Raw genomic sequence first — 25,274 nt, 5'->3', positions numbered from 1 at the left:
CCCCGGCGGGGGTTCCCCTCGCCGGGGGGCCCCAACCCCCGGGCGGGGGCTAGGCGCCCTCCCCGGTCGCCGGGGCCCCCGCGCCCCACGTCGAGCAGCCCGCCGGCCAGGCCGGTGCGGGCCGCGGCGACGCCGGCCTGGATGAGGTGGCCGGCGCAGTAGAGCTCGTGGCCGAAGTTCAGGTCGCTGTACCGCTCGGGCTGGCCGGGCCGGCCGAACGCGGTGTGCACGTAGCCGTCGGGGGCCTGCGCGGCGGCGATCATGGCGGTGAGCTCGTCCAGCCGCGCCGAGTGGTCGGTGCCGCCGGGGCGGACGGACTCCCAGCACATCGCCTCGACGTGCTTGTAGATCTCGGAGTCGGAGAACTCCCGGCCGCGGCGGCGCTCGGTGCCCGTGCCCGTCGTGGCGAAGTTGCCGGTCCAGCCGAGCCGGTCGAGCCAGGTGCGGCAGTGCTCGATCGTGGCGGTGCCGTTCACCGCCTGGCGCTGCGCCCAGAACCCGCCGGTGATGCGTACCCGTCGCGGATCGACGGGCCGCAGTACCCCGCGGGACGGGAGCACCGGCCCTCCGCTGGCGTCCGACGTCACTGCGGTACCCACCTTTCTGTGTTACGAAAACCTTTTCGGAAGGATGGCAGCATGACATCGCCGTGTCAACGGTCGATTTTCTGCGCATGGTGCTGCTGATCTGACCCGAATGTCGGTTTGTGACAGTTGTGACACGCAACCGAGCATGTGTATGCTCGCCGAAAAGTTTTCGGATGCTTTGAGAAGGGCCGCTGGTGAGCAGGAAACGCGCGCAGGTCACCCTCACCGACGTCGCCAAGCTGGCCGGCGTCTCGGTCGCGACCGCCTCCAAGGCGCTCAACGCCCGCGACGAGGTGGCCCCGGCGACCCGGCGGCGGGTCCAGCAGGCCGCGGAGGAGCTGTCCTTCCAGCCCAACGTGCTCGCACGCGGCCTGATCTCGGGCAACACCCGCACGATCGGCCTGCTCACCGACGAGCTGTCGGCCGCCCGCTTCGCGATCCCGGTCCTGCTCGGCGCCGAGAACGCCCTCGGCAACGAGCAGATGAGCGTCCTGCTCTGCGACGCCCGCGGCGACGCCATCCGCCGCCAGCACTACATCCGCACGCTGCTCGCCCGGCAGGTCGACGGGTTCATCATCCTCGGCGACGCCAACGACCTGCGCCCGTCACTGACCCGCAGCATCCCCGTGCCGGTCGTCTACGCGTACTGCGAGTCCGACGACCCCGCGGACCTGTCCGTCGTCGCCGACGACGCCGGCGGTGCCCACCTCGCCGCCGAGCACCTCGTCTCGCTGGGCCGCCGCCGCATCGCCCACATCACCGGCGACCACGGCTACCGCGCCGCCCGCGACCGCGCCCTGGCCTTCGCTTCGGGCCTCTCATCGGCAGGCCTCTCCCTGGTCGGCGAGCCGCTCTTCGGCCAGTGGTCGCAGCGCTGGGGCCGGCACGCCACGTCGCGGCTGCTCGCCTCGCACCCCGACATCGACGCCATCTTCTGCGGCAACGACCAGATCGCCTCCGGCGTCACCGAGGCCCTGCGCGACCTGGGCCGCACCTGCCCCGACGACGTGGCCGTGGTCGGCTACGACAACTGGGAGGTCTTCGCCACCGAGTGCCGCCCGCCACTGACCACAGTGGACCTCAACCTCGAGCAGCTCGGCGCCACCGCCGTCCGCCACCTCTTCGCCGCCCTCGACGGCGACCACCACTCGGGCGTCGTCCGCCAGCCCGGCCGCCTCGTCGTCCGCGAGTCCACCGGCGTGGCCCCCACCCAGCCCGCCCGCCCATGACCGCCCTGGCGACGAGTTCTTACCGGATCATGGGGAATTGAGCCGGGTGGCGGTCAGGGCGGCGCGGGCGATGGCGAGCGCCTCGTCCAGGTCGAGACCGAGGCTGGCGATCACAGCGGCGTAGTCGGCCGCCGCATGGCGGGCGCGCTCGCGGCTGACCTCGCCCGCCGCCGAGACGAACGAGCCCGCCCGGCCGCGGGTCTCGATGAGGCCCGCCTCCTCCAGCTCACGGTAGGCCCGGGCGACGGTGTTGGCGGCCAGCCCCAGGTCGGTCGCCAGGCTGCGGATCGTCGGCAGGCGGAAGCCGACCGGCAGCGTGCGGTCCTGGATCTGCCGGGCGAGCTGGACCCGCAGCTGCTCGAAGGGCGGAACCGCCGAGGCGGCGTCGATGACGATCATCGAGTACCTTCCGTGGAAACTCCCGGCTTGAGCCGTGGGGAGGAAACGGAACCCCTGCGGAGCAGGTCAGGGATAGCCCATTCGCCGTCGAGGCGGATGGGCGTCTGGTCCGACGTTGCGCTGGTTCTCGACATACCTCTTCACTATCTCCAGGATCGCGCCGCCAACTGTCGCGACGAAGTACGAGTTGGTCCACAGGGTCGGCACCGGGACTTAAGGTGTGGGAACTAGATGATCGAGACAGTGCGTTACACCTACCGCCTGCGGCCGGGCCGCATGGCGGAGGCCGCCCTGCTCGACGAGTGGGGCCGCTGCCGCTGGCTGTGGAACGAGGCCGTCCACCAGCAGAAGACCGGCCGCAGGCCGACATTCGGGAAGCTGTCGAAGCTGCTGACCGAAGCCCGGGGCCGCAACTCCTGGTTGCGGGCGGGGTCGCAGGTCGCCCAACAACAGACGCTGCGCACGTACAGCCTCGCCCTGGATCACTCGTTCAAGGTCAAGGGTCGGGGACGGCCGAAGGTCAAGCGTCTTAAGGGCTCGCTGCCGAGTCTGGAGTACACCACCCGTGGCTTCTCGATCAGGGGCGGCCGTCTGCGCCTGCCGGGCACGGTCACGGTTCCGGTCGTCTGGTCCCGGGAGTTGCCGTCCGAACCGTCCAGTGTGCGCGTCTACCAGGACAGTCTCGGTCACTGGTACGCGTCGTTCGTGGTTCGCCGTGAGCAGGCGCAGACACCGCAGACCGGTCTGCCGAGTGGTCTGCCGGGTATCGGTGTGGACTGGGGCGTGAAGAGCACCGCCACCACCACCGACCCCGGATTCGACCTGCCGTACCTGGGCCACCGCCGCCGCTGCGCGGCCGAGCTGGCCAGCGCCCAACGCGCGATGGCCCGCCGACGCCGGCCGAAGGGTCGGCCGCAGTCGAAGGGATACCAGGACGCGAAGCGCCGAGCCGCCCGCATCGCCAAGAAGGCCGCCCGGCAGAACACCCACGACGCCCGCGTCTGGGCCAACAACGTCACCGACCACCACGACCTGATCGCCGTGGAGGACTTCGAACCGAAGTTCCTGGCCAAGACCCGGATGGCCCGTAAAGCCGCCGACGCGGCGATCGGCGCAGCGAAACGTGAACTGATCGAGCGCGCTACGCGGGCGGGCCGGAAGGTGGTGCTGGTGCCGCCCGCCTACACGACCATGACCTGCTCCGGGTGCGGCGAGAGAGCCAATCTCCGTCTCGGGCTGGGCGTCCGTACGTTCCAGTGCGCGGCCTGCGGCTACACCGCCGACCGTGACCTCAACGCCGCGAGGACGATCCTCGCCACGGCTGAACGCAACCGTGCCAGTGCCGACGACATCAGACATTTGATCACCTTCTTTCGCGACGGTGCATCAGGTGCGGTCCGAGCTGGGAATCCAGGGCTTTGCCCCGGAGGGAAATCCCCCGGATCTATTCGTGGGGATCGTTAACGGACGATCATCGCCTGCCGGGCGGTGGCCAGGCTCGCCGGCGTGCGCACGTGGATCAGGGCCGTCGCGGCGACGCCGAGCGCGACAGCGCCGAAGGCCGCGACGTTCCACCACAGCGGGGCGAAGCCGCACAGCAGGACCACCGGCAGCGTCCACAGCACGCTCGGGGCGGTGGACTCCCGAGCGTCCTCGATCCTCATGATGACGTCGACCGTCAGCGACGTCTCGTCCTCCGCCACCACGGGGCTGGTCAGCAGCTGCCGCAGCTGCACGGCGGTCCCGGCGGCGACGCCGAGCACGGCCACAAGCAGGATCACCGCACCCTGGCGGACCAGCGCATCCGGGACGGTCAGCGCGCTGAGCGCGAGGACGACGGCAATGCTGAGCGTGACGAGGCCGAAGGCGGCGTGTGCCCGGCCGAGCACGACCCGCCAGCCGGGCTTCACCGCGTGCGCGGCCCGCCGCGGCAGCGCCGCTCCCGCCCGCCGGTCGGCCGCGGCCAGCCGGCGCGCGATGAGCAGCCGGGCGACCAGCAGCCCGGCGGTCGCCGCGGCGAGCACGAGCAGCACCAGCCGGTGCGACCAGCTGTCGTTGAGGCTGGCGGCCTGCGCGAGCGACGCGACGATGATGAGCGCGGCGAGCACCAGCGCGTCGGCGATGCGCGCCCGCCGCCGGGCGGCCAGCCGGGCGCCCAGCAGGTCGGTGACAGGAGCGTCGGGCAACCCCCTGCCGTCCAGCCAGGCGCGTGCCGACTGCTCATCCGACGAGGTCATGACCCCTCCCATCTTGTAGCAATATTTGTATCACCATAGTGAGACATAGCTTGCTACAAAGTCAAGAGCGGGACCGGTTGGCCAGCACCGCCCTGCCGTGCGCCTCCACCCAGCGGACCAGCCCGTCGACGGGCTCCAGCAGCGTACGGCCGAGCGGCGTCAGCTCGTACATGACCCGCGGCGGCACCTCGGCGTGCACCTCGCGCGACACGAGGCCGTCCCGCTCGAGGTCGCGCAGCGTCTTGGTGAGCACCCGGTGGGAGATGCCCTCGACCTCGCGCTGGATCGCGGTGAAGCGCCGCGGCCCGGCCACCAGTACGGCGATGACGACGAGGGTCCACTTGTCGCCGATCGTCGTCAGCAGCCCACGAACCACCGCGCGCAGATCGTCGTCCCGACATGTGGACAACGCGTTGGATGCGGTCATGCCTGCTCACCTCCAAGAGGCACGTCAAGGTGCGCGACGCACCTCAAAGTGCGGAATTCAGACCGGAAATGCAGCGTATGCCAGAACCGCTCACATCTCACGGACGCCGCGTCGGAAGCGGCGGTGACGTGAGGAGTGCACGCCCGTGACCAGGATCGCCATCATCGTCGGGAGCGTCCGGCCCGGCCGGTACAGCCGGCTCGTCGCCGACTGGGTGCTCGAGACCGCCGCTCGGCGGAACGACGCCGAGTTCGAGATCGTCGACCTCGCCGACCACCCGCTGCCGCACCTCGACGAGCCCGTCCCGGCGTCGGCGGGCCAGTACGCCAACGAACACACGAAGGCGTGGTCGCGGGTCATCGCCGGCTACGACGGCTACGTGTTCGTCACCCCGGAGTACAACCACTCCACGACCGGGGTGTTGAAGAACGCCATCGACTACCTGTACGCCGAGTGGAACAACAAGGCCGCCGGGTTCGTCGGCTACGGCGTGGTCGGCGCCGCCCGTGCGGTGGAGCACCTGCGGCTCATCGCCGCCGAGCTGCAGCTCGCCACGGTCCGCTCGCAGGTCGCGCTGTCGTTCTACACGGACTTCGAGAACTTCACCCGGCTCACTCCAGGCCAGGCGCAGCTCGATGCCCTGGACGCCACGCTCGGCCAGGTCGTCGCCTGGTCCGACGCCCTGGCGAAACTGCGCGTCTGACCCACCCCGGCCCGGCGGCACGAGGGGGCGCCGCCGGGCCACCCCGACAGGCGACCATGCGAGTTACCGCTCACATCACCACAAACCCAGTGCGTCGCCAGAATTTAACGTCCAGACGGTGGTGTTGACAACCTCGATGTGATCGCTAACATGCCGCGAGGAGCGGAGGCGATCAATGGGCGCACGCAAGGCCGGGGTGGTGGCGCTCGTCGCCGTGCTCGCGCTCACCGCGTGCCAGCGGGCGCACGACGCACCGGTGCCGGCGGGGACCGCGGCCACCGACGACGGGACGGTGCTGACCATGTGGACCCGCTCGCTCACCGGGGCGTTCAGCCGGGCCCTCATCGACCAGTACAACCGCAGCCACCGCAACAAAGTCAAGCTCACGGTCATGCCGGGAGACTCCTACCAGCAGCGGGTCGGCGCGGCCGCCGGCACCCGTCAGCTGCCGGACCTGCTCGCCGTCGACGTGGTGTACGCGCCGAACTACGCCGCCCAGGGCGTGTTCGCCGACATCACGGCGCGGGTCGCCACGCTGCCGTTCCGGGAGGACCTCGCGCCGTCGCACATGCGGGCCGTCCGGCACGCCGGCCGCACCTACGGCGTGCCGCACGACATCGACCTGGCCGCGTTGTTCTACAACAAGGACCTGTTCATCCGGGCCGGGCTCGACGGCGACCGGCCGCCGACCAGCCTGCGGGAGCTGCGCGAGTTCGCCGCGAAGGTCAACGGGCTCGGCGGCGGCGTGCACGGGTTCAACTTCGGCGGCGCCTGCCCGGACTGCATGTTCGCCACGGCGTGGCCGATGATCTGGGCATCCGGGTCGAAGGTCCTCAACGAGGACGGCACCGCCGCGATGCTCAACAGCGCCGACGCGACGCGGGTCTTCCAGTTCTACCGCGGCATGTACGCCGACGGCCTCGTCCCCCGGTCGGCGAAGAACGAGAGCGGCCCGTCGTGGACACAGGCGTTCAGCGAGGGGCTGATCGGCATCCAGCCGATGGGCGCCACCGCCCTGCGCAACATCGAGGAGGCGTCGCGGCTGCAGGTCGGCGTCGCCGCGATCCCGGGCCTCGAAGGCGGCGCGTCGTCGTTCGTCGGCGGGGACGTGCTCGGCATCGGCTCCAACAGCCGGCACGCGGACCAGGCGTGGGACTTCATCGCCTGGACCCTGTCGGAGCAGGCGCAGGTCGACGTCGTGGCGAAGAACCGCTACGTGCCCGTCCGCAGCGACCTCGACAACAACGTCCACGCCCAGCAGGACCCGCGGCTGGTGACGTTCACGGCGATCGCGCGGAGGGGCCAGACACCGTACGCCGTCGCGTTCGGCAAGACGTTCAACGACCCCAACGGCCCGTGGATCGAAGCGGTCGCCGACGCGGTGTTCGGCCCCGGTGACGTCGGCGCCGCCCTCGACCGGCACAACGGAAGCATCACCACCTCACTGAGCGGGGGCTGAGCGTGCGGCGGTCGTCCGGATTCCTCTACGCCGTGCCGATGGCGCTGCTGGTGGCGGTGCTGTTCGTCGGACCGCTCGGCCTGATGGCGTGGATGTCGCTCAACGACTGGCCGCTGCTGGGCGCTTCGGCCCCGAACGGTGTGGCGAACTACGAGGCGCTGCGCGAGCCCCTGTTCACCCGGGCGATCGTCTTCAGCATCAAGTACACCCTGGTCGCCACCGTGCTCGTCGGGCTGATGGCGTTCGGGCTCGCCCTGCTCGTGCAGCGCCCCGGGCCGGCCGTGACCGTGTTCCGGACCGTGTTCTTCCTGCCCGCCGCGGTCGGGCTGGCCTCGGCGAGCCTGCTGTTCTACGGCATGTTCAACCACGACGCGTCGCCGCTCAACGCGTTCGCCGCGCTGCTCGGCAGCGACGGCGTCGACTGGCTCGGCGACGGCGACAACGCGCTCTACTCGACCGCGGTCATGATCACGTGGAAGTTCGCGGGCTACTACATGGTCATCATCATGGCCGGACTTCAATCGATCAATCCGCTCCTGTACGAGGCGGCGACCATCGAGGGCGCGACCCGCTGGCAGATGATGAGGCGGATCACGCTGCCGCTGCTGCGCCCCACCATGGCCCTCGTCCTCGTGCTGCTGGTGACCAGCTCGCTGCTCGCGTTCGACCAGTTCTTCATCCTCACCGGCGGCCGCCACGGCACGGCGACCGTCGTCATCGGCATCTACCGCGAGGCGTTCACCTCCCAGGACCTCGGCCGCGCCGCCGCCATCTCCGTGGGGATCCTCGCCGTCCTGTACGCCGTCAACGGCGCACAGGTCCGATTCCTCAGGAGCGCCCGATGAAGGCCCGCATCACCACCTGCGCCGCGCTCGCCGTGCTGTTCCTGACCCCGATGCTGTGGGCGCTCTGGGCGTCGGTGCACGGCCGCACCGGCACCGGGCAGCTGGGGCTCGACAACTATCGGCGGCTGCTGGTGTACGGCAGCGGCCTGCCCGTCTACATGCGCAACACCGCGTTCGTCGCCCTCGTGACGGTCGCCGTCACCGTGGTGGCCACGACCCTGGGCGGCTACGCGATCGCCCGCTTCTCGTTCCGCGGCAGGAACCTGCTCTTCATGGCCACCCTGACCATCCTCATGGTGCCGCACAGCACGATCCTGATCCCGCTGTACATCATGCTCGACTGGCTCGGCCTGCAGAACTCGCTGGTCGGCCTGGCGCTCGTGCTCGCCATGTTCCAGCTGCCGTTCGGGCTGTTCATGATGCGCAACTCGTTCGAGGCGCTGCCCGTCGAGCTCGACGAGGCGGCCCTCATCGACGGCTGCGGCCCGGCCGGCGTCCTGCGCCACGTCCTGCTCCGCGGCGTCGTCCCCGGCATCGTGACGGTCGCGCTGTTCTCGTTCCTCGCCTCGTGGAACGAGTTCGTCGCCCCGCTCATCTTCATCACCGACGACGAGAAGTTCACGCTGCCGGTCGCCCTGTTCAACCTGCAGTCCGGCAGCCTCGGCGCCGTCGACCACGGCACCCTGCTCTCCGGCGTCGTCACCGCCGCGGTGCCGTGCGTGCTCCTGTTCCTGTTGCTGCAGCGGTACTACGTGCGCGGCTTCGTCAAGGGTGCCCTGAAGGGCTGACCGGGGTACCATGGCGCATCGGTGCCGCGGCGCTCAGCCGGTCTCGTCGACGCTCGCCGGCGTGGTGACGCCGCCGAATCAACCGACACTCCAACCGCTGGCCCCCTGCACGACACGACCGGGAAGCTGGGCGGCTTCGGTCATGCCGCCCAGCTGGCGCTGATCGCGGCCCGGCTCCACGACCGCCGACGGCCGGTCACCGATGCAACCCGTTCGTCCCACCGCACGGCCCCGGGTCTACCGCGGCAGCATGGAACACACCGGTTCGACGAACCGGTGTTTCAATCCGTCGACGCCGGCGGATACAGCCGAGTCATCGCCCGGAGCGTTGCGGTGATGCGCGCGACCAGTTCAGGAGGGGCGAGTGCCTGCGCGTCCGCGCCGAGTCGGAGCAGGCCGGCGGCGGCGTGGTCCACGCTTTCCAGCGGGATGGTGACGCGTCGCCAGCCGTCCGGGTCGGCGGGTGTGAGGGTGCGCGCCGCCAGCCGGCCGGCCCGCGGGCCGAGGATGTCGGGTAGGGCGGCGATCCCCGCGGGCGACAGACGCACCACGGCGACCTCGGTCGTTTCGGCCCGCTCGTACCGTTCGACATGTGCCTGCCAGAATCTGGTCAGGTCGAAGCCGTCCGGGCGGATGAATTTCTCCGGCAGCCGCCGCAGTTCAACGATGGCGGAGACCCGGTAGGTGCGCGGCTCACCGCGCCCGGCGGCGATCACATACCAGACTCCCGCCTTGAGGACGAGCCCCAGCGGGTGCAGCCGCCGGCCGACCACGCCGGGCTGAGGCGCCCAGCGACGGTACCGGACCTCGATGACCTGGTCCTGCCAGAGCGCCTCCGCGACGGCGAGCAGGTGCGGCACCGCGTCCGGCTCCCGGTACCAGCCCGGCGCGTCGAGGTGGAAGCGCTGCCGGATTCGAATCGACGCCTCCCGGTACGGGGTGGGCAACGCCGCCATCAACTTGAGCTCGGCGGCGGCCACCTGAGCACCGAGTCCCAGCTCGGCGGCCGGCTGCGGCATGCCGGTCAGGAACAACGACTCGGCCTCGTCGGCGGTCAGGCCGGTCAACTGGGTGCGGTAGCCGTCCATCAGCTGGTACCCACCGGCGGGTCCCTGCTCGGCGTAGATCGGCACGCCCGCCGCGGCCAGCGCCTCGACGTCGCGGTAGACGGTCCGGGCGGTGATGCCGAGCTCCCTGGCAAGCTGTGCGGCGCTCATCCGCCCGCGATTCTGCAACAACAGCAGCAGGGACAGCAATCGGCTCGCACGCACCGAGACAGTCTTCCAGATCACTGACAGAAGATGTCAGGGGTCATGACTCATGATCGCCGCATGAACGACTTCGACTTCATCATCGGCTCGTGGGACGTGGTCAACCGGCGCCTCAGGACACTCTTCGCCGGCAGCGACGAGTGGGACCACTTCCCGAGCAGCGTGACCAGCCAGAGCATCTTCAACGGTGCCGGCAACACCGAGGAGATCGTCTTCCCGACGCTGGGCAGCCGCGGCTTCTCGCTGCGACTGTTCGACGTCGAACGCAAGGAATGGTCGATCTACTGGGCGAGCAGCACCACCGGCCTGCTCTACCCGCCGGTGGTGGGCACCTTCACCGACGGCCGCGGCGACTTCTACGGCGACGACACGCACGAAGGAAGACCGATCAAGGCGCACTTCATCTGGTCGGACATCACCCCCACGTCGGCGCGCTGGGAACAGGAGTTCTCGGCCGACGGTGGACACACGTGGGAGTCCAACTGGATCATGGAGTTCAACCGCGCCTGACAGAGCGGCTCGGCTCCCCGGCATCGGGATGGCCGGTGCCACCACAGTGGACAGTCGACGGACTCGGTTCCTCATCACCGGCGACTCCACCACCCAGGCCGATGCCGGGCAACGGCCCCGGATCATGTGGCGCGGCCGCCAGACCGGCCAGGACGACGGCATCGGCAGGGAGGTGGACCGGGCGGCGGTCGCGGACCAAACCGGACCGGGAGACCTTCCAACGCACCCGCTGCTCCGCCATCGACGTGACCTGTCTGCGTACTTCGGGACAGGACGGCCATTGACCCGGAATATCATTGACCATGGACTCGCAACCATCGGGTTTCGTCCGCGCCGGCAGCGCTGCGACCTACCTGCAGGCGTTCGTGCTCTGCGGCATCAGCACGGTCCTACTCACCCGGGCTTATCTGGCGGCGACCGGATATCCCAAGATCGGCGGCGGGGGGCTGCACATCGCCCACGTGCTCTGGGGCGGCCTGCTCATGATGGCAGCCGTCGGCGTTGCGCTGGTCTTCCTGGGCCGGGCCGCGCGGATCTGCAGCGCAATGCTCGGCGGGGCGGGATTCGGGCTGTTCATCGACGAGGTGGGCAAATTCATCACCGAGGAGACGGACTACTTCTACCGGCCTGCCGCCGGCATCATCTACCTCACGTTCGCCGTGCTGGTCGTCATCACACAGTGGTTACATGGGCCGGCCGAACGCACGGCGGACGAGCGGCGCGCCGACGCGGCCGACGCCGCGCTGACCGGAGTCATTTCGGGCCTGACGACACGGCAGCGGGTGGAGGCCATCGAGCTGGTGACAGGATCGGAGCGCGAAGTCGACCGCGCGCTGGTCCGGCTGCTCAACGCGATACCCGACGCCGAATCGGGACGCGTCGACCGCTCGCGTGCCGCAGCTGGTCGGCTTCGCGCTCGACTGGATGCCCTGCTTCGGCCATCGTGGACCCTGACAGCGGCGTCGTGGTATCTCATCATGCTGCCCACCTTGACGATCGTCGGCGCGCTGGCCGAATCCGTCACCGGCGACTTCGACCACGCCGGGGAGCAGCGAGCTGACCTGGTGGTCGTCGGTGCGGCGGCGTGCACGGCGCTGTTGAGCATCCGCGGCGCGGCGGCGCTGAGTGTCGACCACGCAACCGGCATCCGGTGGCTGAGACTCGCGTTGCTGGCCGACCTGCTCGTCGGACAGGTCTTCAAGTTCACTGTCAACCAGTTCGCCGCGGTATCGGCCCTTGCGGTAGACCTGGTGGTGTTGTGGGTGTTGGCCCGATGGAGCCGGCGCGTCTCACGGTGACCACGTCCTCCGTCGCAGGCGCGACCGGCGCTGATCGTCCACCCGACCGGCGTGTCGGCGGATACCCGCACTCCGCACGTCCGGCTGCCCGGCGACGGGGCTCGACGTCCCGGCGTCGTCGCCGAGCCGGACCCGGGCTGCGCGCATGCGGACGACGTCGTCGCCGGGCCACTGGCGGTCACCGTACGTTCGGCCGCACCTGTCCGGGCCGGGCCGCGGTCACCTGTTCAGGGCGCCGGCCGTGCCGATCTTCTGCGCGTAGAGGGCCGTCACGATGAGGGCCGTCTCGTCGTAGCCGAGGATGAGCACGGCGTCGGGGGCGGCGGACCGGACACGGGCGGCCAGGCCGGCGAAGTCCTGGCTGGTGCCCGGGTAGGTCACGAGTTGGACGGCATCCTCGGGCACGCCGGCGGTGACCAGGTTCGCCTTCACGTTCTTCTGCAGGCCGAGGCCGTAGGCGTCCTCGCGGGCCAGGATCATCACCTTGTGGGGGCCGTCGCGCATGATGACGTCGGTGAGGGCACGGGCCTGCAGGGTGTCGGCCGGGGCGGTGCGGAAGAACAGGCCGTTGTCCGCGACGGTGCTCAGCTCGTCCGAGGTGGACGACGGGGAGATGAGGATCCGGCCGGCCGCGGCGATCTTCGGGATGACGGCCTTCGTCACGCTGGAGGACGACGCGCCGATGATGACCTGCACGCCCAGGCCGACGAACCGGTCCACGGTGGCGGCGGCGACGGTGGCGTCCGTGCCGTCGTCGCCGTCGACCCACTCGACCGGCTGCCCCAGCACGCCGCCGGCGGCGTTGATGTCCATGACGGCGAGCTTGGCGGCGGCGAAGCGCGGCGGGCTGCGGAAGGCGAGCCGGCCGGTGTGCGGCATGAGCCCGCCGACCTTCAGCGGGGCCGGCCGCTTCGCGCCCGCCCCGAAGTTCGGGTAGGGGGTGAACGGCGGGGCGGGGGTGGTGGAGGCGAGCGACTCGTCGCCGGCGCCGATGAACTCGGTCATGTTGGCGTTGATGGTGTTGTCCCGGCCGAAGTGCAGGGTGCCGTAGGAGGCCGAGGACGGCTCGCCGCTGTCGCTGAGGCCGCTGCGGCGCATCGACACGCCACGGTAGGCGAAGTCCTTGCCGGCCTTGGCCAGCGCCAGGCAGGCCGCGGCGGAGTCGCAGGTCGTGCCGGAGGTCGAGGCGCCCACGACGTACTTCGCGACGGTCAGGGGCTGGGTGGTGCGGGCCGACTCGGCGGCGAGGGCGGCGAGCATGACCGCGTCGTAGGCCTCGGCGGCGTACCCGTAGTCGACCAGCGACGGGTCGACCCCGCGCAGCCGCCCCTGGAACGATTCGGGCAGCGCGAGCAGCGGCGTGGTGCCGACCATTCCGGAAAGTATCCCGGGATTTCCGGCGAGCTTGTCCTTGAGGGAGTTGGTCATGTTCGCGTCGGACCCGTAAAGCCGCACGACGAGTGGCCGGCCCGCGTCGGCGGCGGGGGTCGTGCCGCAGCCCGCCGCGAGGGCGACCACCCCGGCCAATGCCACGACCGTCCGGATCGTCCTGGATCCCACGACATCTGCCTCTCGTCCGCCTACGGGCCCCGCAGACCATAAGCAGTTCGCGGCGCCCGCCCGAGCACAGGAAACGGACCTTGAGGAAAACTTGCGCTAGGCGGGCGTCGCATTACCAGAGAGTGGCCAGTGATATTACTAATCGTCAATATGAAATTCCCGTGACGATTTCGCTACGCGGATACCCGCCGGTCGCCGCGCTCAGGGAGCGAACTGCTGCACGCCGAACGCGATCGCCGCGGCGATGTCGTCGTCGCTGGTGCCCCAGGCGGCCTGGATCGCCGCGCCCCAGGCGTGGCAGGCGCGGACCCCGAACTCCTTCGCCTCGGGCGAGCCCTCCCAGGTGGCGGGGTCCAGCTCGATGCCGCGCAGGTGCAGGTCGAGGCCGAGCAGCGCGAGGTCCCAGCCGCCGCCGACGCCGATCGTGCCGCCGGGGCCGTACTGGCGGACGAGCTCGTCCACGACCTCCGCGGGCGAGGAGTGCTCCAGCTCCAGCACGGTGCCGCCGCCGGGCCCGGGCGCGAGCCGCAGCTCGACCTCGGTGTCCATGCCGCCGCCGAAGGACCAGGTCACCGCGAGCAGGCGCGGCTCCTCGCAGCGCACGATCCGGCCGCCGGCGTTGTCCTTGATCTGGAACGTGCCGCCCAGGCGCAGGTCGCCGTCGACCTGCCCGAGCCACCGGCCGAGCCGCCCGGGATCGGTGCAGGCGTCCCACACGTCCGCGACGTCGGCGTCGTACGTGCGGCGCAGCAACAGCGAACGCCCCTCGCCGGTGCTGACCGGGTGGTTGCCGACCTCGCGGTGGACGGCGTTGATCTGGTTGACGATGTCGATCACGACGAAGGCCTTTCTGTTGAAGATCGCGAGCGCTTGCCCCGGGCGAGCTCGGTGCCGAGCGCGTCCAGGCGCTGCTCCCAGAAGCCACGGAACCGCTCCAGCCAGGCGTCGACCTCGCGCAGCGGCGCGGCGTCGACGGCGTACAGGCGCCGGGTGCCGTCGGCCCGGACGGTCGCGAACCCCGACTCGCGCAGCACCTTCAGGTGCTGCGACACCGCCGGCTGCGAGATCCCGAACTCGGCCCGCACGGTCTCGCTGACCGCACCGGCGGGCTGTTCCCCGTCGGCGAGCAGCTCCAGGATTCGGCGCCGCACGGGGTCGCCGAGCACATCGAACGCATGCACGGCACGTACAATGTCATCTGCTGCTTATATAAGTCAAGCCTTAAACAGGTCGCTGTGGACCGTCGCCGCACCGGCCGCGGTGACGCTCACGTCGAGCGAACCGCCGGCGATCCGCAGGCCGCGCACGTGGTAGGCGCCGACCGGGGACGGAGCCAGGGGGTCGAGCGTCAACCGGCCCGAAGGGGCGTCGACGTCGAGGCCGAGCAGGGCGGTCACCAGCGCGGGACCGGCGGCGGCGGCCCAGGCCTGGGGGCGGCAGGAGGCCGGGTACGGCGTCGGCGCGTCGTCGCCGCCGAAGAGCTCAGGCAGCCGGGCGTCGAAGCGTTCGCCGGCGGCGAGCAGGGCGCGGATCACCTCGGCCGCCTCGGCGCGGTGGCCGTCGCGGACCAGGCCGAGCAGGGCGATCGCGGTGTCGTGCGGCCACACCGAGCCGAGGTGGTAGGACAGGAAGTTGTACCCGCCCGACGAGGGCGCGATGGTCCGGATGCCGAACGGTGAGCGCAGCTCGGCGAGGTGGCCGGCGACCCGGGCGCTCTCCTCCGTCGAGAGCAGGCCGGTGCCGAGCAGGTGGCCGATGTTGGACGTGAGGCTGCCGACCTGCTCGCCGTCGCCGTCGAGGGCGACCGCGGGGTAGCCACCGGGGCACCAGAACGCCGCCCGGAACCGCGCCGCGAGCGCCGAGGCCAGGTCGCGCCAGTGCGCGGCGCCGTCGCGGCCGAACGACTCCAGGAGCCAGGCACCGTCCAGGAAGGCGCGGTAGGCGTACGCCTGCACCTCGGCGAGCGCGAGCGGCCCGCGCGCGATGCGCCCGTCGGCGTGCTGGATGCCGTCGCCGGAGTCCTTCCAGCCGTGGTTGGCCAGGCCCTTCGCGCTGGACCGGTAGGCGATGAAGCCGTCGTGCCCGGCCAGCCACAGCAGCGCCCGCTCGACGTGCGGCAGCAGCGGCTCGACCTCGGCGGCCGACAGCCCCCAGCGGTAGGCGTCGGCGGCGGTGCTGACGAACAGCGCGGTGGCGTCGACGGTGCCGTAGTAGACCGGCGGCAGCCAGTGGGCGGCGTCGGCGGGGCGGACCTCGTGCAGGATCTTGCCGGGCTCCTCGTCGGTGTCCGGGTCGTGCTTCGTGCCCTGGCGGCGGGCGAGGGCGCGCAGCGTGCCGGCGGCGACGCCGGTGCCGAGCGGGAGGGCCAGCCGGGCCGCCCACAGCGAGTCGCGGCCGAAGAGGGTGAGGTACCAGGGGCTGCCGGCGGTGTAGTAGTCGTCGTCGCCGTCGGCGTGCCGCAGCGCCGCGAGGTCCTCGACGCTCGCGCGCACCAGCGCGTCGAGGCGCCGGTCGTCGGCGGTGACCCGCAGCCCGGCCGGTGCGGCGGAGCGGGTGATCGGCGCGGCGTCGGCGCGGGTGAAGCGCACCGTGGCGGTCCAGCTCGCCCGCGGCTCGACCGTGACCAGCCAGCGCATCGGCCCAGCACCCGACACCTGGTCCGGCGGCGGGTCCGCCGTCACGGCGACGCGCATCCCGTTGGCGTCGGCCGCGTCGGTACCGACGCCGACGACCTCCACTGTGGACGTCGACGGGTGCCCGTCCTTCACGGCGCCCATGGTGGCGAAGTCGGTGCCGGCGGCGATCTCGATCTCCACGGCCAGGGTGGCGTGGGACAGGTTGGTCAGCGTGAGCGTCTCGGTGCCACCGCGGGGCGACGTGCGGCGGTCGCGCACGAGCGTGACGGTCGGGTCGGGGCCGTCGTCGCCGAGGGCGGGCAGCACCGCGGTGAACCGGGCCGACGCCGCACCCGTCCGGGTGACCTGGACCGGGACGGGCTCGGCACCGTCGACGGTGACGACCAGCCTCGACAGGACCCGGCGGTCGTCGACGTACAGGCCGTCGGCGCCGCCGCGGAGCTGGCCCGACGGGCCGGAGAGCCACGTGGCCGGGGCGGCGACACACGTCACGTGCTCGTGGAGGTAGGGCTGCCCCATATCGCTCCTCTTGACAAGCCGTTGGCGGGGTGAGAATGTCCGAACACCCATGTTGAACGTTCAAACGGGCATCCCGCAAGACCCGATTTGAACGTTCAACACCATCTCCCGTGGGAGGTCCCGTGCATCCGCCGACCGTCGAGGACGTCGCACGAGCCGCCGGCGTCTCCCGGCAGACCGTGTCCAACGTGCTCAACGCGCCGCAACGGGTGCGGCCCGAGACCCGGCAGCGGGTGGAGGCGGCGATCGAGCAGCTCGGCTACCGGCCCAACCGGGTCGCGCAGTCGCTGCGGGCCGCCACCTCACGCATGATCGGCTACCGGATCGAGCCGATGCACCCGCACGCGCTGGGCAGCATGCACGACCGGCTGCTGCACGCGCTCGCCGAGGCCGGCCGGGCCGCCGACCACCATCTGCTGCTGTTCACCGCCGACGACCCCGGCGACGAGGTCGCCAACGTCGACGCGCTGCACCGCGCCGGCGCGATCGACGGCGTCGTGCTCTACGGCATCCAGTCCGCCGACCCGCGCCCGGCGGGCCTGCGGCAGCTGCGGATCCCGTTCGCCGCGTTCGGCCGTACCGGCGCCGACGACGCCCACCAGTGGGTCGACATCGACAACACCGCCGGCACGGCCGCCGCCGTCGAGCACCTGGTGACCCGCGGGCACCGGCGCATCGCGTTCCTCGGCTACCCGGAAGGCGTCGCGGTCGGCGACCGGCGCGCCGACGGGTGGCGCACCGCCCTCGACAAGCACGGCCTGCTCGACGGCTCCCGCCACCTCGACCTGCGCGGCGAGGACTCCCTCGCCAACGGCGCGCGCCTCGCCGAGGCACTGCTGGACCACCACACCCCACCGACCGCCGTCGTCGCCGCCACCGACACGCTCGCCGCGGGCGTGCTGCGCACCGTGCGGCAACGGCACGCCCGGCTCGCCGTCGTCGGCTTCGACGACACCCCGACCGCCGGCGCGCTCGACCTGTCCAGCGTCCGGCAGCCGATCGAGGCCGTCGGACACGCCATGATCCGTGCCCTGCTGGGCCCCGGCGGCAACGAACCCGCCGGGCAACTGCTGGCACCCGAGCTGATCGTCCGGGCCTCCAGCGCTCTGCCCTGAGTTTCCCCGACCCCCCTGGGAGCGACCATCATGTTACGAACACCCCGCCTCCTGACCGCTCTGATCGCCACCGTCCTGCTGGTCGCCGCGTGCGGTGACGACGGCAGCGGCGGCGGCACCGAAGGCAGCGCCACCGGCGCGAAGCTGACGATGTACGCGTTCTCCTCCTCCCCCGCCGAGGACGCCGTGCTGCGCAAGGCCGTCGAGGACTACAACAAGCAGGGCCGCAACACCGTCGAGCTGAAGGTGCTGCCCGAGTACGACACGGCCCTCACCACCGCGCTCGCCGGCGGCGAACCGCCGGACGTCTTCTACGTCAACGACAACAAGCTGCCCGACTTCGGCAAGAACGGCGTCCTGGAGCCGATCGGCGACAAGGTCGACAACCCCGGCGACTTCTACGAGACGCTCAAGCAGTCCTTCACGTACAAGGGTACCTACTACTGCGCGCCGAAGGACTTCTCCACGCTCCAGCTGGTCTACAACACCGCCGACTTCACCGCCGCCGGCCTGAAGCCGCCCACGACCTGGGACGAGCTGACCGCGGCGGCCAAGGCGCTCACCAAGCCTGGCCACCCGGGTCTGGTGCTCGCGCCGGAGTTCTACCGCTGGGGCGCGTTCATGGCCCAGGCGGGCGCCTGGCCGACGAACGACGACGTCACCAAGATGACGATGGACACGCCGGAGATGCGTACGGCGCTGCAGTACGTCACCGACAACCACAAGGCCGGCTGGTTCGGCACCCCGGCGTCGGTCGGCGCGGGCTGGGGCGGCGAGGCGTTCGGCAAGGCCGCGACGTCGATGACGATCGAGGGCAACTGGATCGTCGGGGCGATGAAGAACGACTTCCCCAACGTCAAGTACGCGGTCGCCGAGCTGCCCGCCGGCCCGAAGGGCAAGGGCACGATGTCGTTCTCCGTCTGCTACGGCGTGGCGAAGGCGGCGAAGAACAAGGCCGCCGCGCTCGACTTCGTCAAGTTCCTCACCTCGCCGGACGAGCAGTTCGCGGTGACCAAGGAGTTCCCGGTCATGCCGTCGCGCAAGTCCCTGGCGGACAAGTGGCTGGCGGACAAGCCGGAGCTGAAGGCGTTCGTCGCCGGCGGCGACTACGCGAAGAAGTCGGTGTTCGTGCCGGGCTTCAGCACCGCGATCGACACGTTCAACGACGGCATCCAGGGCCTCGCCAAGGGCAACAAGCAGGTCGCCGACGTCGTCACCAGCACGCAGAAGGCCGGGACCGACATCCTCGGCTGACGTCACGGAGAGGGGCCGCCCCGGCGGCCCCTCCACTGAGGAGTCCGCATGTCACGCATTCACGGCCGGCAGGGGCTGGCCGGCTGGCTCTTCGTGTCGCCCGCGCTGATCGGGCTCGGCGCGTTCATGGTCGCGCCGATCCTCCTCGCCCTGTGGGTCAGCTTCCGCGACTGGAGCGGGCTCACCCCGCTCGGCGCCTCCGACCCCGCCGGCGCCGCCAACTACCAGGACCTGCTGACCGATCCCGGGATCGTCCGCGGCGACTTCGCCAAGAGCCTGCGCAACAACCTGTACTACGTGCTCGGCGTCGTCCCCGCGCAGACGGCGCTCGCGTTCCTCCTCGCGCTCGTCGTCAACGCCCGGCTGCTCAAGGGCCGCACGTTCTTCCGCACCGCGTTCTACTTCCCGTCGGTCACCAGCTCGATCGCGGTCGCGTTCATCTTCATCTTCCTGTTCAGCCCGACCGGCGTGGTCAACACGGTGCTGTCGGCGGTGCTGCCCGGCAAGGTCGACCTGGTGTGGCTCGACGACTCCGACGGGCTGCTGCACCTGCTGCTGGGCGCGGCCGGCGTCGACCGCCCGCCGGGCGCGCTGCGCGGCGAGTTCATGGACCTGTCGTGGTGGGACTGGCTCGCCGGGCCCAGCGTCGCGCTCAGCTCGGTGATGATCCTCGCGACCTGGACGACGACCGGCACGTTCATGCTGATGTTCCTCGCCGGCCTGCAGAACGTCCCGGAGGAGCTCGAGGAGGCCGCCGCCATCGACGGCGCCTCCGCCCGGCAGCGCTTCTTCCGGATCACGCTGCCGCTGCTGAAGCCGACGCTGTTCCTCGTGCTGACCCTCGGCGTGATCGGCACCTGGCAGGTGTTCGACCAGGTCTACGCGATGACGTCCGGCGGACCGCAGAAGACCACGCTCACCCCCGCGTACCTCATCTACCGCGAAGGCTTCCAGAACAGCGCGATGGGCCGGGCCGCGGCGATCGCGTTCATCGTGCTCGTCATCATCCTGGTGTTCACCGGCGTGCAGCGGCTCGTGCTGCGGAAGGAGCGCTGACATGCCGTTCTCGTTGCGCCGTGTGCTGCGGTACGCGCTGCTGCTCGGCTTCGCCGTCGTGTTCATCTACCCGTTCGTGCTGTCGCTGGGCACGTCGTTCAAGTCGCGGCCCGAGGTCGCCACGCATCCGGTGTCGCCGTGGCCGCGCTCCTTCGACCTGCGGGCGTGGTCGGACGTGCTCGTCCACAGCGACTTTCCGCTGTGGACCTTCAACTCGATCCTCGTCACGGTCGCCGCGACCCTCGGGCGGGTCTTCATCGACTCCCTCGCCGGCTATGCCCTGGCCCGGCTGCACTTCCGCGGCCGCGGCGTCCTCTTCGCCGGCATCATCGCGGTGCTCGCGGTGCCGCCGATCGTGCTGACCGTGCCGCGGTTCCTGGTGCTGAAGGAGCTGAGCCTGCTCAACTCGTACACCGGCCTCATCCTGCCGCTCGCGGTCGACGCCATGGGGATCTTCCTGATGCGCCAGTTCTTCGCCGAGCTGCCCAAGGAACTGGAGGAGGCGGCCCGCATCGACGGCGCCTCGATCTTCCAGGCCTACTGGCACGTGGTGCTGCCGCTGGCGCGGCCCGCGCTGCTGACGCTGACGATCCTGTCGTTCCAAGGGGTGTGGAACGAGTTCCTGATGCCGCTCATCGTGGTGCGGGCCAGCCCCTCGCACTGGACGCTGCCCTTCGGCCTGTCGACGCTGGGCCGCGGCGGCGCGGGCGGGCAGAGCTTCGACTACCCGGTGATGATGGCCGGCTCGATCCTCACCATCATCCCGGTGGCGATCGTGTTCATCGTCTTCCAGCGGTACTTCGTTCGCAGCGTCGCCAGCAGCGGCGTCAAGGGCTGAAGTCCCGCCGCGGGGCATCCGGGTCCACAGTGGACCGTCACAGCAGGCTCAGCACCGCCGTCACCGGGTCGACGTCGGCCGGGAGGGCGGGGCCGATGGCGCAGCAGGTGGCCGTGCCCGCGGCCACCTGCGTGCGTCCCGCGTCGTGGATGACCTGCACCGGCAGGCCCGCATCGACGGCGTGCCCGCACAGCTCGGCGAGCTCCGCCGCCCCGGCGACCTTCAGCACGACCTTCGGCTGCCCCGCCTGCAGCCACGCCTCGAACACCGCCCCGTGCGGCCCCTGCAGCACCGCGGACACGGCCGCGTGCGCGACCTGCGCCGCGATCTTGCCCCGGCCCATGCCGAGGTCGGTGCGCACGACAAGGACCATCTTCGGTTCGGTCTTCACGACCAGCGATGTTAATGCGTGGTCAGGTCCGCCAGCAGGCGCACACCCCCGGGCAGGTCGGCAGGCGCACGCACCTGGGCAGGTCAGCGGTCGCTCGCCACCAGGGCGGCGAGGCGGCGGGCGGACTCGGCCAGGCGGCTGCGGCCGGGGCGGGCCGCGAGGGCGGGCAGCTCCGGCAGGTCCAGGCGGGTGCCGGCCGGGCAGGCGTCGGCGGCCAGGGTCAGCAGGTCGGCGAGGCCGGGGCGGGCGGCGGCGGCGAGCAGTGCCGGCAGCGCCGCCGACGTCGCCTGCCACACGGCGGTGTGCGCGCCGGCCTTGAACGCCTCGGTGAGCGGCTGGACGGTGCGCTGCAGCACGATCCGTTCGTCGCTCGACAGGGCGCCGATCTGCTCGCCGGTCACGGTACTGTCCCAGCCGGGCCGGGCGGCGAGGGTGATCAGCGCGTCGGCCGCGGCGAGCCGCATCTCCTGCCGCGACGAGCCGAACAGGTACGCGAGGACCAGCGACATCGCCGGGCCGGGCGGGCCGTCGGCGGCGGTGAGCCCCTCGAGGAACGTGGTGCCGGGGCTGCCGTGCGGGGTGACGAGGTACGGCTGGATGTGCGCGGCCGCCACCTCCCGGTGCGACGGCGTGACCATCGGCCACAGGGCCAGGCGCGGCTGGTGGTGGACGGCGGCGACGCGCTGTGCCGCGGTGCGCGGGTCGGCGACGTCGGCCGGCAGCCCCGCCGCGTCCAGCATCGCGATCCGGCGGCCGGAGTGGTACGCCTGGCCCGGCACCTCCTCGACCCAGGTCCGCGGTTCGGCCGCGGCCGTGCGGAGGTGGTCCGCGAACCGGCGGCCCGCGGGCGAGGCGAGCCGCGCGGCACCCTCGACGACCGTGGCGTCGACGGTCCGCGGCAGCCGCAGCAGCGCCTGGGTCAGGTCGGCGGGGCCGGGCTGCCAGCCGTCGCGGTCGGCCTGGCGCAGCAGCGACAGGACCCGATCGGGGTCGACGTGCCCCGCGACCGTGGCCGGCGTGGCGAGCAGTGCCGGCGGCGGGTCGGTGGCCAGTCGCGCGGCGAGCTCGACGGACCGGCGCTCGACGAACGTGCCGAGCGTGGTGACGTACAGGTGGGCGAACGGGCTCTCGTACGGTGGCGGCGCCGTCAACCCGGTCGCGGCGGCGATCAGGTCGGCCCACGGGCCGGCCCACTGCGGCATGACGGCGGCGAGGACCCGGGCGGCGGCGGCCCGGTCGCCGCGGGCGGCGCGCAGCAGCCCGTCGAGCATGAGCTCGTGCCGGACCGGGTCCTCGTCGCCGTGGCGCAGGGTGGTGGCGAGCTCGCCGGCCAGGGCGCCGAGGTCCAGCGGCGCCGGGAACTCCGCCGGCAGCGCCACGACGAGGACCGGGACGGGCGGCGGCGGGGGTGCCGCCGTGCCGAGCAGCGCGGCCAGGCGCTGCCCGACGGCACCGTCGAGCGCCGGCACCTCGTCGCGGAGGCGGTCGCGGGCGGCGGCCGGCAGGTGCGGCAGCCGCGGCTCGATCAGGTCGAGGGTGCGCCCGGCGAGCTCCGCCACCGGGTGGTGCAGGCCGGCCACCAGACCGTCGAGGAGGTCGTCGAGCGGCAGCTGCCGCAGCCAGCCGAGGTGGGCGCGGACCAGCTTCTTCTCCGGCCGGCTGAGCATGCCGGCGGTGATCTCGGTGAGGGTCGCCGGGTCGAGAGGCGCTTCGTCGTGCAGCGCCCGCAGCGACGTGTACGCCCAGTCCGCGACCGTCGACAGCGGCGCGCCGAGCAGCCCCGTCAGCTCCTGCCGGTGCCCGGCGAGCTCACCGGCGGCCGGGGCGAGCTGCTTGAGCATGGCGAGGAACGGCTGCAGGATCCCCGGCCGGCCGCCGGCGCGCAGGCGGCGCAGGCACCCGGCGATCACGGTGCCCCGCTCGACCCGGCCGGTCGCGGCCAGCTCCAGCAGCGCCTCCGGCCAGCCCGACTGGCCGGCGAACGCGGTGGCGACCTGGACCTCGTCGAACAGGTACGGCAGCATCCGGTCGAACCACGGGTCCGCGGCGAGGAACTCGGCGAGCTGCCCGTCGCGCCGCATCCGGACGTAGCAGGCGACGGCGGCGGGCTCCTCGGGCGGTGGCGCACCGACAGCCCGCAGCAGCGCCTCCGTGAACGGCCACAGGGTCTCCACCGCGCGGGACCGCGACCGGCGCAGCATGCCGCGGCCGAGGGTCGCGCACCAGTCGGCGCCGCGCAGCCGCAGCAGGTGGGGCAGGGCGTCCGGCGCGAGGTACGGCGGCCGGCCGGTCGTCCACGGCGCGTGCAGCCGCTTGACCGCGTCGGCGGCGCCCACGCAGGCGACGACGGCGAGGGAGTGGGCGGCGTACCGCTGCTCGTTGCGCTTCCGAGCGGCCGCTTCGGCCTGGTGCCGCAGGAACCAGATGTTGCCGCGGTTGCGGCGCGCCTGCTCCTGCCGCCACACGGCCTCCTTGTCCAGCACCACGTCCTCGCCGTCCGGCCCTGTGAACATGGCCGTCGCCACGAGCCGCCGCGGCGTCGCCGGCCCGCCCGCAAAGGCGCGCAGGACGATGACGCCGGGGTTCGGTTCCGGTTCCGGTTCCGGCTCTGGTACCGGCTCCGGCAGCACCGGCGGCGGGGTGTAGGCGTCCAGCAGCGGCAGGAGAGCGGCCCGGTCCCCGGCGGACAGCCCGGCGAGGACCTCGGCCAGCGCATCGAGGTCGCCGTCCTCGATCCGCGCGAACACCTCACGCATCCCGTTCCCCCGTCCGCTCGGTGATGACGGCCGCGACGACGTGCTTGCACGGCCCGCGGCGGCCCTGATGCTCCGCCCACCAGGCGCAGGTGCACGCGTGCTCGTCGCCGCGCCGGTGGACGAGGTACGTGCGTTCGCCGGAGACGACCTCGAAGCCGTCGGCGGTGGCCACGACCTGGCCCGCCGTGGCGAGCATCCGGGCGGCGGCGAGCCGCGGGTGCAGCGCGGCGACGAGGTCCGCCCGGTAGGGCAGCGGCCGGTGGAACGAGGAGGCCGCCGTGACGTCGTAGCCGACCTGACCGGCGGTGGCGAGGGCGGCGAGCGCGGCGGTGACCCGGGACCGGTCCCAGCCGGTGCGGTCGGCGACCGCCGGGCGGTCGAGGACGGGGTTGGCGGCGAGCAGCCCGTCAAGGGTCTCGGCGTCCCCGGCCGGGTCTCCCCCGCCGCCCAGGTCGGCCAGGAGCCGCCCGTCGCCGGCGAAGCCGTGCTGGGTCGCGGTCGACAGCAGCAGCGTGAAGCGGGCCGTGCCGAAGTCCAGCACCCAGCCGCTGACCTGGGCGGGCGCGCCGGTGGCCGGCGGCGAGTACAGGGTGAGGGTGCGCGCGAGCGGCAGCAGCGGGCGCAGCGGCGCGAGCCGGAACCCGTCGGCGACGCACACCGCCCCGGGTGCCGGCCGGGTCGTGAACCGCCAGCCCGGCCCGGCCGGCATGAGCCAGCGGACCTGGCGGCTCCGCGCAGACACCTCGGCCAGCAGCGTGACGGCCCGCCCGGCGGGCAGCTGGAGCCGCGCGTCCAGCGGCAGCGCGTGCGCCGCGACCTCGGCGAGCCCGCGCAGCCACCGGGCCGGCAGCGGCACCCGCTTCTCGACGATCCTGCCGTCGAGGGTGCCGACGGACAGCTCGTCGGCGCCGACGGACAGCCGCAGCGGGTCCTGCCCGCCGACCCGGGTCAGCGCCTGGTAGAGCGGCGGGTTCACGTCGACGTTGGTGGTGCCGCGCCCGACCGGCGCGTCCTGCAGCTCGGCGGGGTCGAGGTCGAGCCGCCCGTACACGCCGCCGCACGTCGACAGCGCCTCGAGCCGCAGCCGCTCGCCGTCGCCGGTGACCACCGGGTCGCGGCCGCGGCCGGTGCGGGCCGGACGGAAGTCGGCGCCGGCGATGTCGGCGAGGGCGAGCAGGCCGCCGGCGACGACCCGCGGCGTGCGGACGAACCCGGCGTAGAACGTCTGCTCCCGGATCCGCTCCGGCGTGGAGGTGGCGAGGGCCAGGTGACCGCCGGCGAGCCCGGACGGCCGCGGGTACACCTGCGTGTCGACAGAGGTCTCCGGCACGCTGGGCATCCTGCCACGCCCCGCCCCCGCCCGCTGTCCCCCGCCGGGAGCCCGTTTCATCCCTCC

General features: G+C 72.1%; 24 protein-coding genes and 1 pseudogene. 12 read left to right on the top strand and 13 right to left on the bottom strand.

Annotation, left to right across the window (positions count from 1 at the left end):
• A partial coding sequence (locus AB0J72_RS49590) for a beta-L-arabinofuranosidase domain-containing protein (RefSeq protein WP_363413104.1) occupies positions 1-599 on the bottom strand: 599 nt, incomplete at its 3' end.
• A gap of 182 nt (positions 600-781) precedes the next feature.
• On the opposite strand from AB0J72_RS49590, the gene AB0J72_RS49585 reads away from it, so the two are divergent.
• On the top strand, positions 782-1,816 hold the full coding sequence (locus tag AB0J72_RS49585; protein ID WP_363413102.1) for a LacI family DNA-binding transcriptional regulator: 1,035 nt from the start codon (positions 782-784) through the stop codon (positions 1,814-1,816).
• Between the two features lie 27 nt (positions 1,817-1,843).
• Here AB0J72_RS49585 and AB0J72_RS49580 read toward each other — a convergent pair whose 3' ends face one another.
• Both AB0J72_RS49580 and AB0J72_RS49575 read right to left on the bottom strand, forming a co-directional pair.
• On the bottom strand, positions 1,844-2,215 hold the full coding sequence (locus AB0J72_RS49580) for a GntR family transcriptional regulator (RefSeq protein WP_363413100.1): 372 nt from the start codon (positions 2,213-2,215) through the stop codon (positions 1,844-1,846).
• Between the two features lie 66 nt (positions 2,216-2,281).
• Positions 2,282-2,442: pseudogene (locus AB0J72_RS49575) on the bottom strand (transposase); the annotation flags it as partial.
• Positions 2,443-2,446: 4 nt separating this feature from the next.
• Between AB0J72_RS49575 and AB0J72_RS49570 the strand changes: the two are divergent.
• On the top strand, positions 2,447-3,679 hold the full coding sequence (locus AB0J72_RS49570) for a transposase (protein ID WP_363413098.1): 1,233 nt from the start codon (positions 2,447-2,449) through the stop codon (positions 3,677-3,679).
• Here the strand turns inward: AB0J72_RS49570 and AB0J72_RS49565 are convergent.
• On the bottom strand, positions 3,676-4,452 hold the full coding sequence (locus AB0J72_RS49565; protein WP_363413096.1) for a hypothetical protein: 777 nt from the start codon (positions 4,450-4,452) through the stop codon (positions 3,676-3,678). The genes AB0J72_RS49570 and AB0J72_RS49565 overlap by 4 nt on opposite strands.
• 61 nt (positions 4,453-4,513) lie before the next feature.
• On the bottom strand, positions 4,514-4,879 hold the full coding sequence (locus tag AB0J72_RS49560) for a helix-turn-helix domain-containing protein (protein WP_363413094.1): 366 nt from the start codon (positions 4,877-4,879) through the stop codon (positions 4,514-4,516).
• A gap of 145 nt (positions 4,880-5,024) precedes the next feature.
• Between AB0J72_RS49560 and AB0J72_RS49555 the strand changes: the two genes are divergently transcribed.
• From AB0J72_RS49555 to AB0J72_RS49540, 4 genes are all read left to right on the top strand, one after another.
• A complete protein-coding gene (locus tag AB0J72_RS49555; protein ID WP_363413092.1) occupies positions 5,025-5,582 on the top strand; it encodes an NAD(P)H-dependent oxidoreductase in 558 nt (185 codons plus the stop codon).
• 175 nt (positions 5,583-5,757) lie between these two features.
• Positions 5,758-7,041: a sugar ABC transporter substrate-binding protein gene (locus AB0J72_RS49550; RefSeq protein WP_363413090.1), complete on the top strand. Its 1,284-nt coding sequence runs from the start codon at positions 5,758-5,760 to the stop codon at positions 7,039-7,041.
• A gap of 38 nt (positions 7,042-7,079) precedes the next feature.
• Positions 7,080-7,886 carry a sugar ABC transporter permease gene (locus AB0J72_RS49545; RefSeq protein WP_363413088.1) on the top strand — a complete coding sequence of 269 codons (807 nt, stop codon included), beginning with the start codon at positions 7,080-7,082 and terminating at the stop codon, positions 7,884-7,886.
• Positions 7,883-8,674: a carbohydrate ABC transporter permease gene (locus AB0J72_RS49540; RefSeq protein ID WP_360564494.1), complete on the top strand. Its 792-nt coding sequence runs from the start codon at positions 7,883-7,885 to the stop codon at positions 8,672-8,674. Before AB0J72_RS49545 ends, AB0J72_RS49540 begins: the two co-directional genes overlap by 4 nt.
• 281 nt (positions 8,675-8,955) lie before the next feature.
• Here the strand turns inward: AB0J72_RS49540 and AB0J72_RS49535 are convergent, their stop codons facing one another.
• A complete protein-coding gene (locus AB0J72_RS49535; protein ID WP_363413106.1) occupies positions 8,956-9,945 on the bottom strand; it encodes a WYL domain-containing protein in 990 nt (329 codons plus the stop codon).
• A gap of 60 nt (positions 9,946-10,005) precedes the next feature.
• Here AB0J72_RS49535 and AB0J72_RS49530 point away from each other — a divergent pair, with 60 nt between their 5' ends.
• Entirely contained in the window at positions 10,006-10,455 is a 450-nt protein-coding gene (locus tag AB0J72_RS49530; RefSeq protein ID WP_363413086.1) for a hypothetical protein, read from the top strand.
• A 302-nt stretch (positions 10,456-10,757) separates the two neighbouring features.
• Positions 10,758-11,753: a hypothetical protein gene (locus tag AB0J72_RS49525; RefSeq protein ID WP_363413084.1), complete on the top strand. Its 996-nt coding sequence runs from the start codon at positions 10,758-10,760 to the stop codon at positions 11,751-11,753.
• Between the two features lie 219 nt (positions 11,754-11,972).
• On the opposite strand, the gene AB0J72_RS49520 is transcribed toward AB0J72_RS49525, so the two are convergent.
• The 4 genes from AB0J72_RS49520 to AB0J72_RS49505 form a co-directional block, all read right to left on the bottom strand.
• Positions 11,973-13,313 (bottom strand): ABC transporter substrate-binding protein, encoded by a 1,341-nt coding sequence (locus tag AB0J72_RS49520; RefSeq protein ID WP_363413082.1) that lies wholly within the window; start codon positions 13,311-13,313, stop codon positions 11,973-11,975.
• A 201-nt stretch (positions 13,314-13,514) separates the two neighbouring features.
• Entirely contained in the window at positions 13,515-14,150 is a 636-nt protein-coding gene (locus AB0J72_RS49515) for an SRPBCC family protein (RefSeq protein WP_363413080.1), read from the bottom strand.
• Positions 14,147-14,494: a metalloregulator ArsR/SmtB family transcription factor gene (locus tag AB0J72_RS49510; protein ID WP_363413078.1), complete on the bottom strand. Its 348-nt coding sequence runs from the start codon at positions 14,492-14,494 to the stop codon at positions 14,147-14,149. Before AB0J72_RS49510 ends, AB0J72_RS49515 begins: the two co-directional genes overlap by 4 nt.
• Before the next feature lie 33 nt (positions 14,495-14,527).
• A complete protein-coding gene (locus tag AB0J72_RS49505; RefSeq protein ID WP_363413076.1) occupies positions 14,528-16,468 on the bottom strand; it encodes a glycogen debranching N-terminal domain-containing protein in 1,941 nt (646 codons plus the stop codon).
• A gap of 122 nt (positions 16,469-16,590) precedes the next feature.
• Here AB0J72_RS49505 and AB0J72_RS49500 point away from each other — a divergent pair, with 122 nt between their 5' ends.
• From AB0J72_RS49500 to AB0J72_RS49485, 4 genes are read left to right on the top strand one after another with little or no spacing between them, the layout of a single operon-like run.
• Positions 16,591-17,583 (top strand): LacI family DNA-binding transcriptional regulator, encoded by a 993-nt coding sequence (locus tag AB0J72_RS49500; protein WP_363413074.1) that lies wholly within the window; start codon positions 16,591-16,593, stop codon positions 17,581-17,583.
• Positions 17,584-17,613: 30 nt separating this feature from the next.
• Complete coding sequence (locus AB0J72_RS49495) at positions 17,614-18,837, top strand: extracellular solute-binding protein (RefSeq protein ID WP_363413072.1); 1,224 nt, start codon at positions 17,614-17,616, stop codon at positions 18,835-18,837.
• 48 nt (positions 18,838-18,885) lie between these two features.
• Positions 18,886-19,893 carry a sugar ABC transporter permease gene (locus AB0J72_RS49490; RefSeq protein ID WP_360564481.1) on the top strand — a complete coding sequence of 336 codons (1,008 nt, stop codon included), beginning with the start codon at positions 18,886-18,888 and terminating at the stop codon, positions 19,891-19,893.
• 1 nt (position 19,894) lies between these two features.
• A complete protein-coding gene (locus AB0J72_RS49485; RefSeq protein ID WP_360564479.1) occupies positions 19,895-20,731 on the top strand; it encodes a carbohydrate ABC transporter permease in 837 nt (278 codons plus the stop codon).
• A 37-nt stretch (positions 20,732-20,768) separates the two neighbouring features.
• On the opposite strand, the gene pth2 is transcribed toward AB0J72_RS49485, so the two are convergent.
• From pth2 to AB0J72_RS49470, 3 genes are all read right to left on the bottom strand, one after another.
• Positions 20,769-21,122, bottom strand: a complete 354-nt coding sequence (pth2, locus tag AB0J72_RS49480; protein ID WP_363413070.1) for a peptidyl-tRNA hydrolase Pth2 — start codon at positions 21,120-21,122, stop codon at positions 20,769-20,771.
• Positions 21,123-21,205: 83 nt separating this feature from the next.
• Positions 21,206-23,878, bottom strand: a complete 2,673-nt coding sequence (locus AB0J72_RS49475; RefSeq protein WP_363413068.1) for a hypothetical protein — start codon at positions 23,876-23,878, stop codon at positions 21,206-21,208.
• On the bottom strand, positions 23,871-25,208 hold the full coding sequence (locus tag AB0J72_RS49470; RefSeq protein ID WP_363413066.1) for an SWIM zinc finger family protein: 1,338 nt from the start codon (positions 25,206-25,208) through the stop codon (positions 23,871-23,873). The genes AB0J72_RS49475 and AB0J72_RS49470 overlap by 8 nt, the downstream gene beginning before the upstream one ends.
• Between the last annotated feature and the right edge of the window lie 66 nt (positions 25,209-25,274).

The organism is Dactylosporangium sp. NPDC049742, assembly GCF_040674675.1.
In the GTDB taxonomy this organism is placed as follows: domain Bacteria; phylum Actinomycetota; class Actinomycetes; order Mycobacteriales; family Micromonosporaceae; genus Dactylosporangium; species Dactylosporangium maewongense.
Note: the sequence above shows the minus strand (reverse complement) of the source record. Positions and strands in the feature narration are given on the sequence as shown.

What these genes read in the sequence shown, in the direction of transcription:
- AB0J72_RS49580 (WP_363413100.1), bottom strand. Translation starts at nt 2,215, where the DNA reads ATGATCGTCATCGACGCCGCCTCGGCGGTTCCGCCCTTCGAGCAGCTG.
- AB0J72_RS49570 (WP_363413098.1), top strand. Translation starts at nt 2,447, where the DNA reads ATGATCGAGACAGTGCGTTACACCTACCGCCTGCGGCCGGGCCGCATG.
- AB0J72_RS49565 (WP_363413096.1), bottom strand. Translation starts at nt 4,452, where the DNA reads ATGACCTCGTCGGATGAGCAGTCGGCACGCGCCTGGCTGGACGGCAGG.
- AB0J72_RS49560 (WP_363413094.1), bottom strand. Translation starts at nt 4,879, where the DNA reads ATGACCGCATCCAACGCGTTGTCCACATGTCGGGACGACGATCTGCGC.
- AB0J72_RS49550 (WP_363413090.1), top strand. Translation starts at nt 5,758, where the DNA reads ATGGGCGCACGCAAGGCCGGGGTGGTGGCGCTCGTCGCCGTGCTCGCG.
- AB0J72_RS49545 (WP_363413088.1), top strand. Translation starts at nt 7,080, where the DNA reads ATGGCGCTGCTGGTGGCGGTGCTGTTCGTCGGACCGCTCGGCCTGATG.
- AB0J72_RS49540 (WP_360564494.1), top strand. Translation starts at nt 7,883, where the DNA reads ATGAAGGCCCGCATCACCACCTGCGCCGCGCTCGCCGTGCTGTTCCTG.
- AB0J72_RS49530 (WP_363413086.1), top strand. Translation starts at nt 10,006, where the DNA reads ATGAACGACTTCGACTTCATCATCGGCTCGTGGGACGTGGTCAACCGG.
- AB0J72_RS49525 (WP_363413084.1), top strand. Translation starts at nt 10,758, where the DNA reads ATGGACTCGCAACCATCGGGTTTCGTCCGCGCCGGCAGCGCTGCGACC.
- AB0J72_RS49505 (WP_363413076.1), bottom strand. Translation starts at nt 16,468, where the DNA reads ATGGGGCAGCCCTACCTCCACGAGCACGTGACGTGTGTCGCCGCCCCG.
- AB0J72_RS49495 (WP_363413072.1), top strand. Translation starts at nt 17,614, where the DNA reads ATGTTACGAACACCCCGCCTCCTGACCGCTCTGATCGCCACCGTCCTG.
- AB0J72_RS49490 (WP_360564481.1), top strand. Translation starts at nt 18,886, where the DNA reads ATGTCACGCATTCACGGCCGGCAGGGGCTGGCCGGCTGGCTCTTCGTG.
- AB0J72_RS49485 (WP_360564479.1), top strand. Translation starts at nt 19,895, where the DNA reads ATGCCGTTCTCGTTGCGCCGTGTGCTGCGGTACGCGCTGCTGCTCGGC.
- AB0J72_RS49475 (WP_363413068.1), bottom strand. Translation starts at nt 23,878, where the DNA reads ATGCGTGAGGTGTTCGCGCGGATCGAGGACGGCGACCTCGATGCGCTG.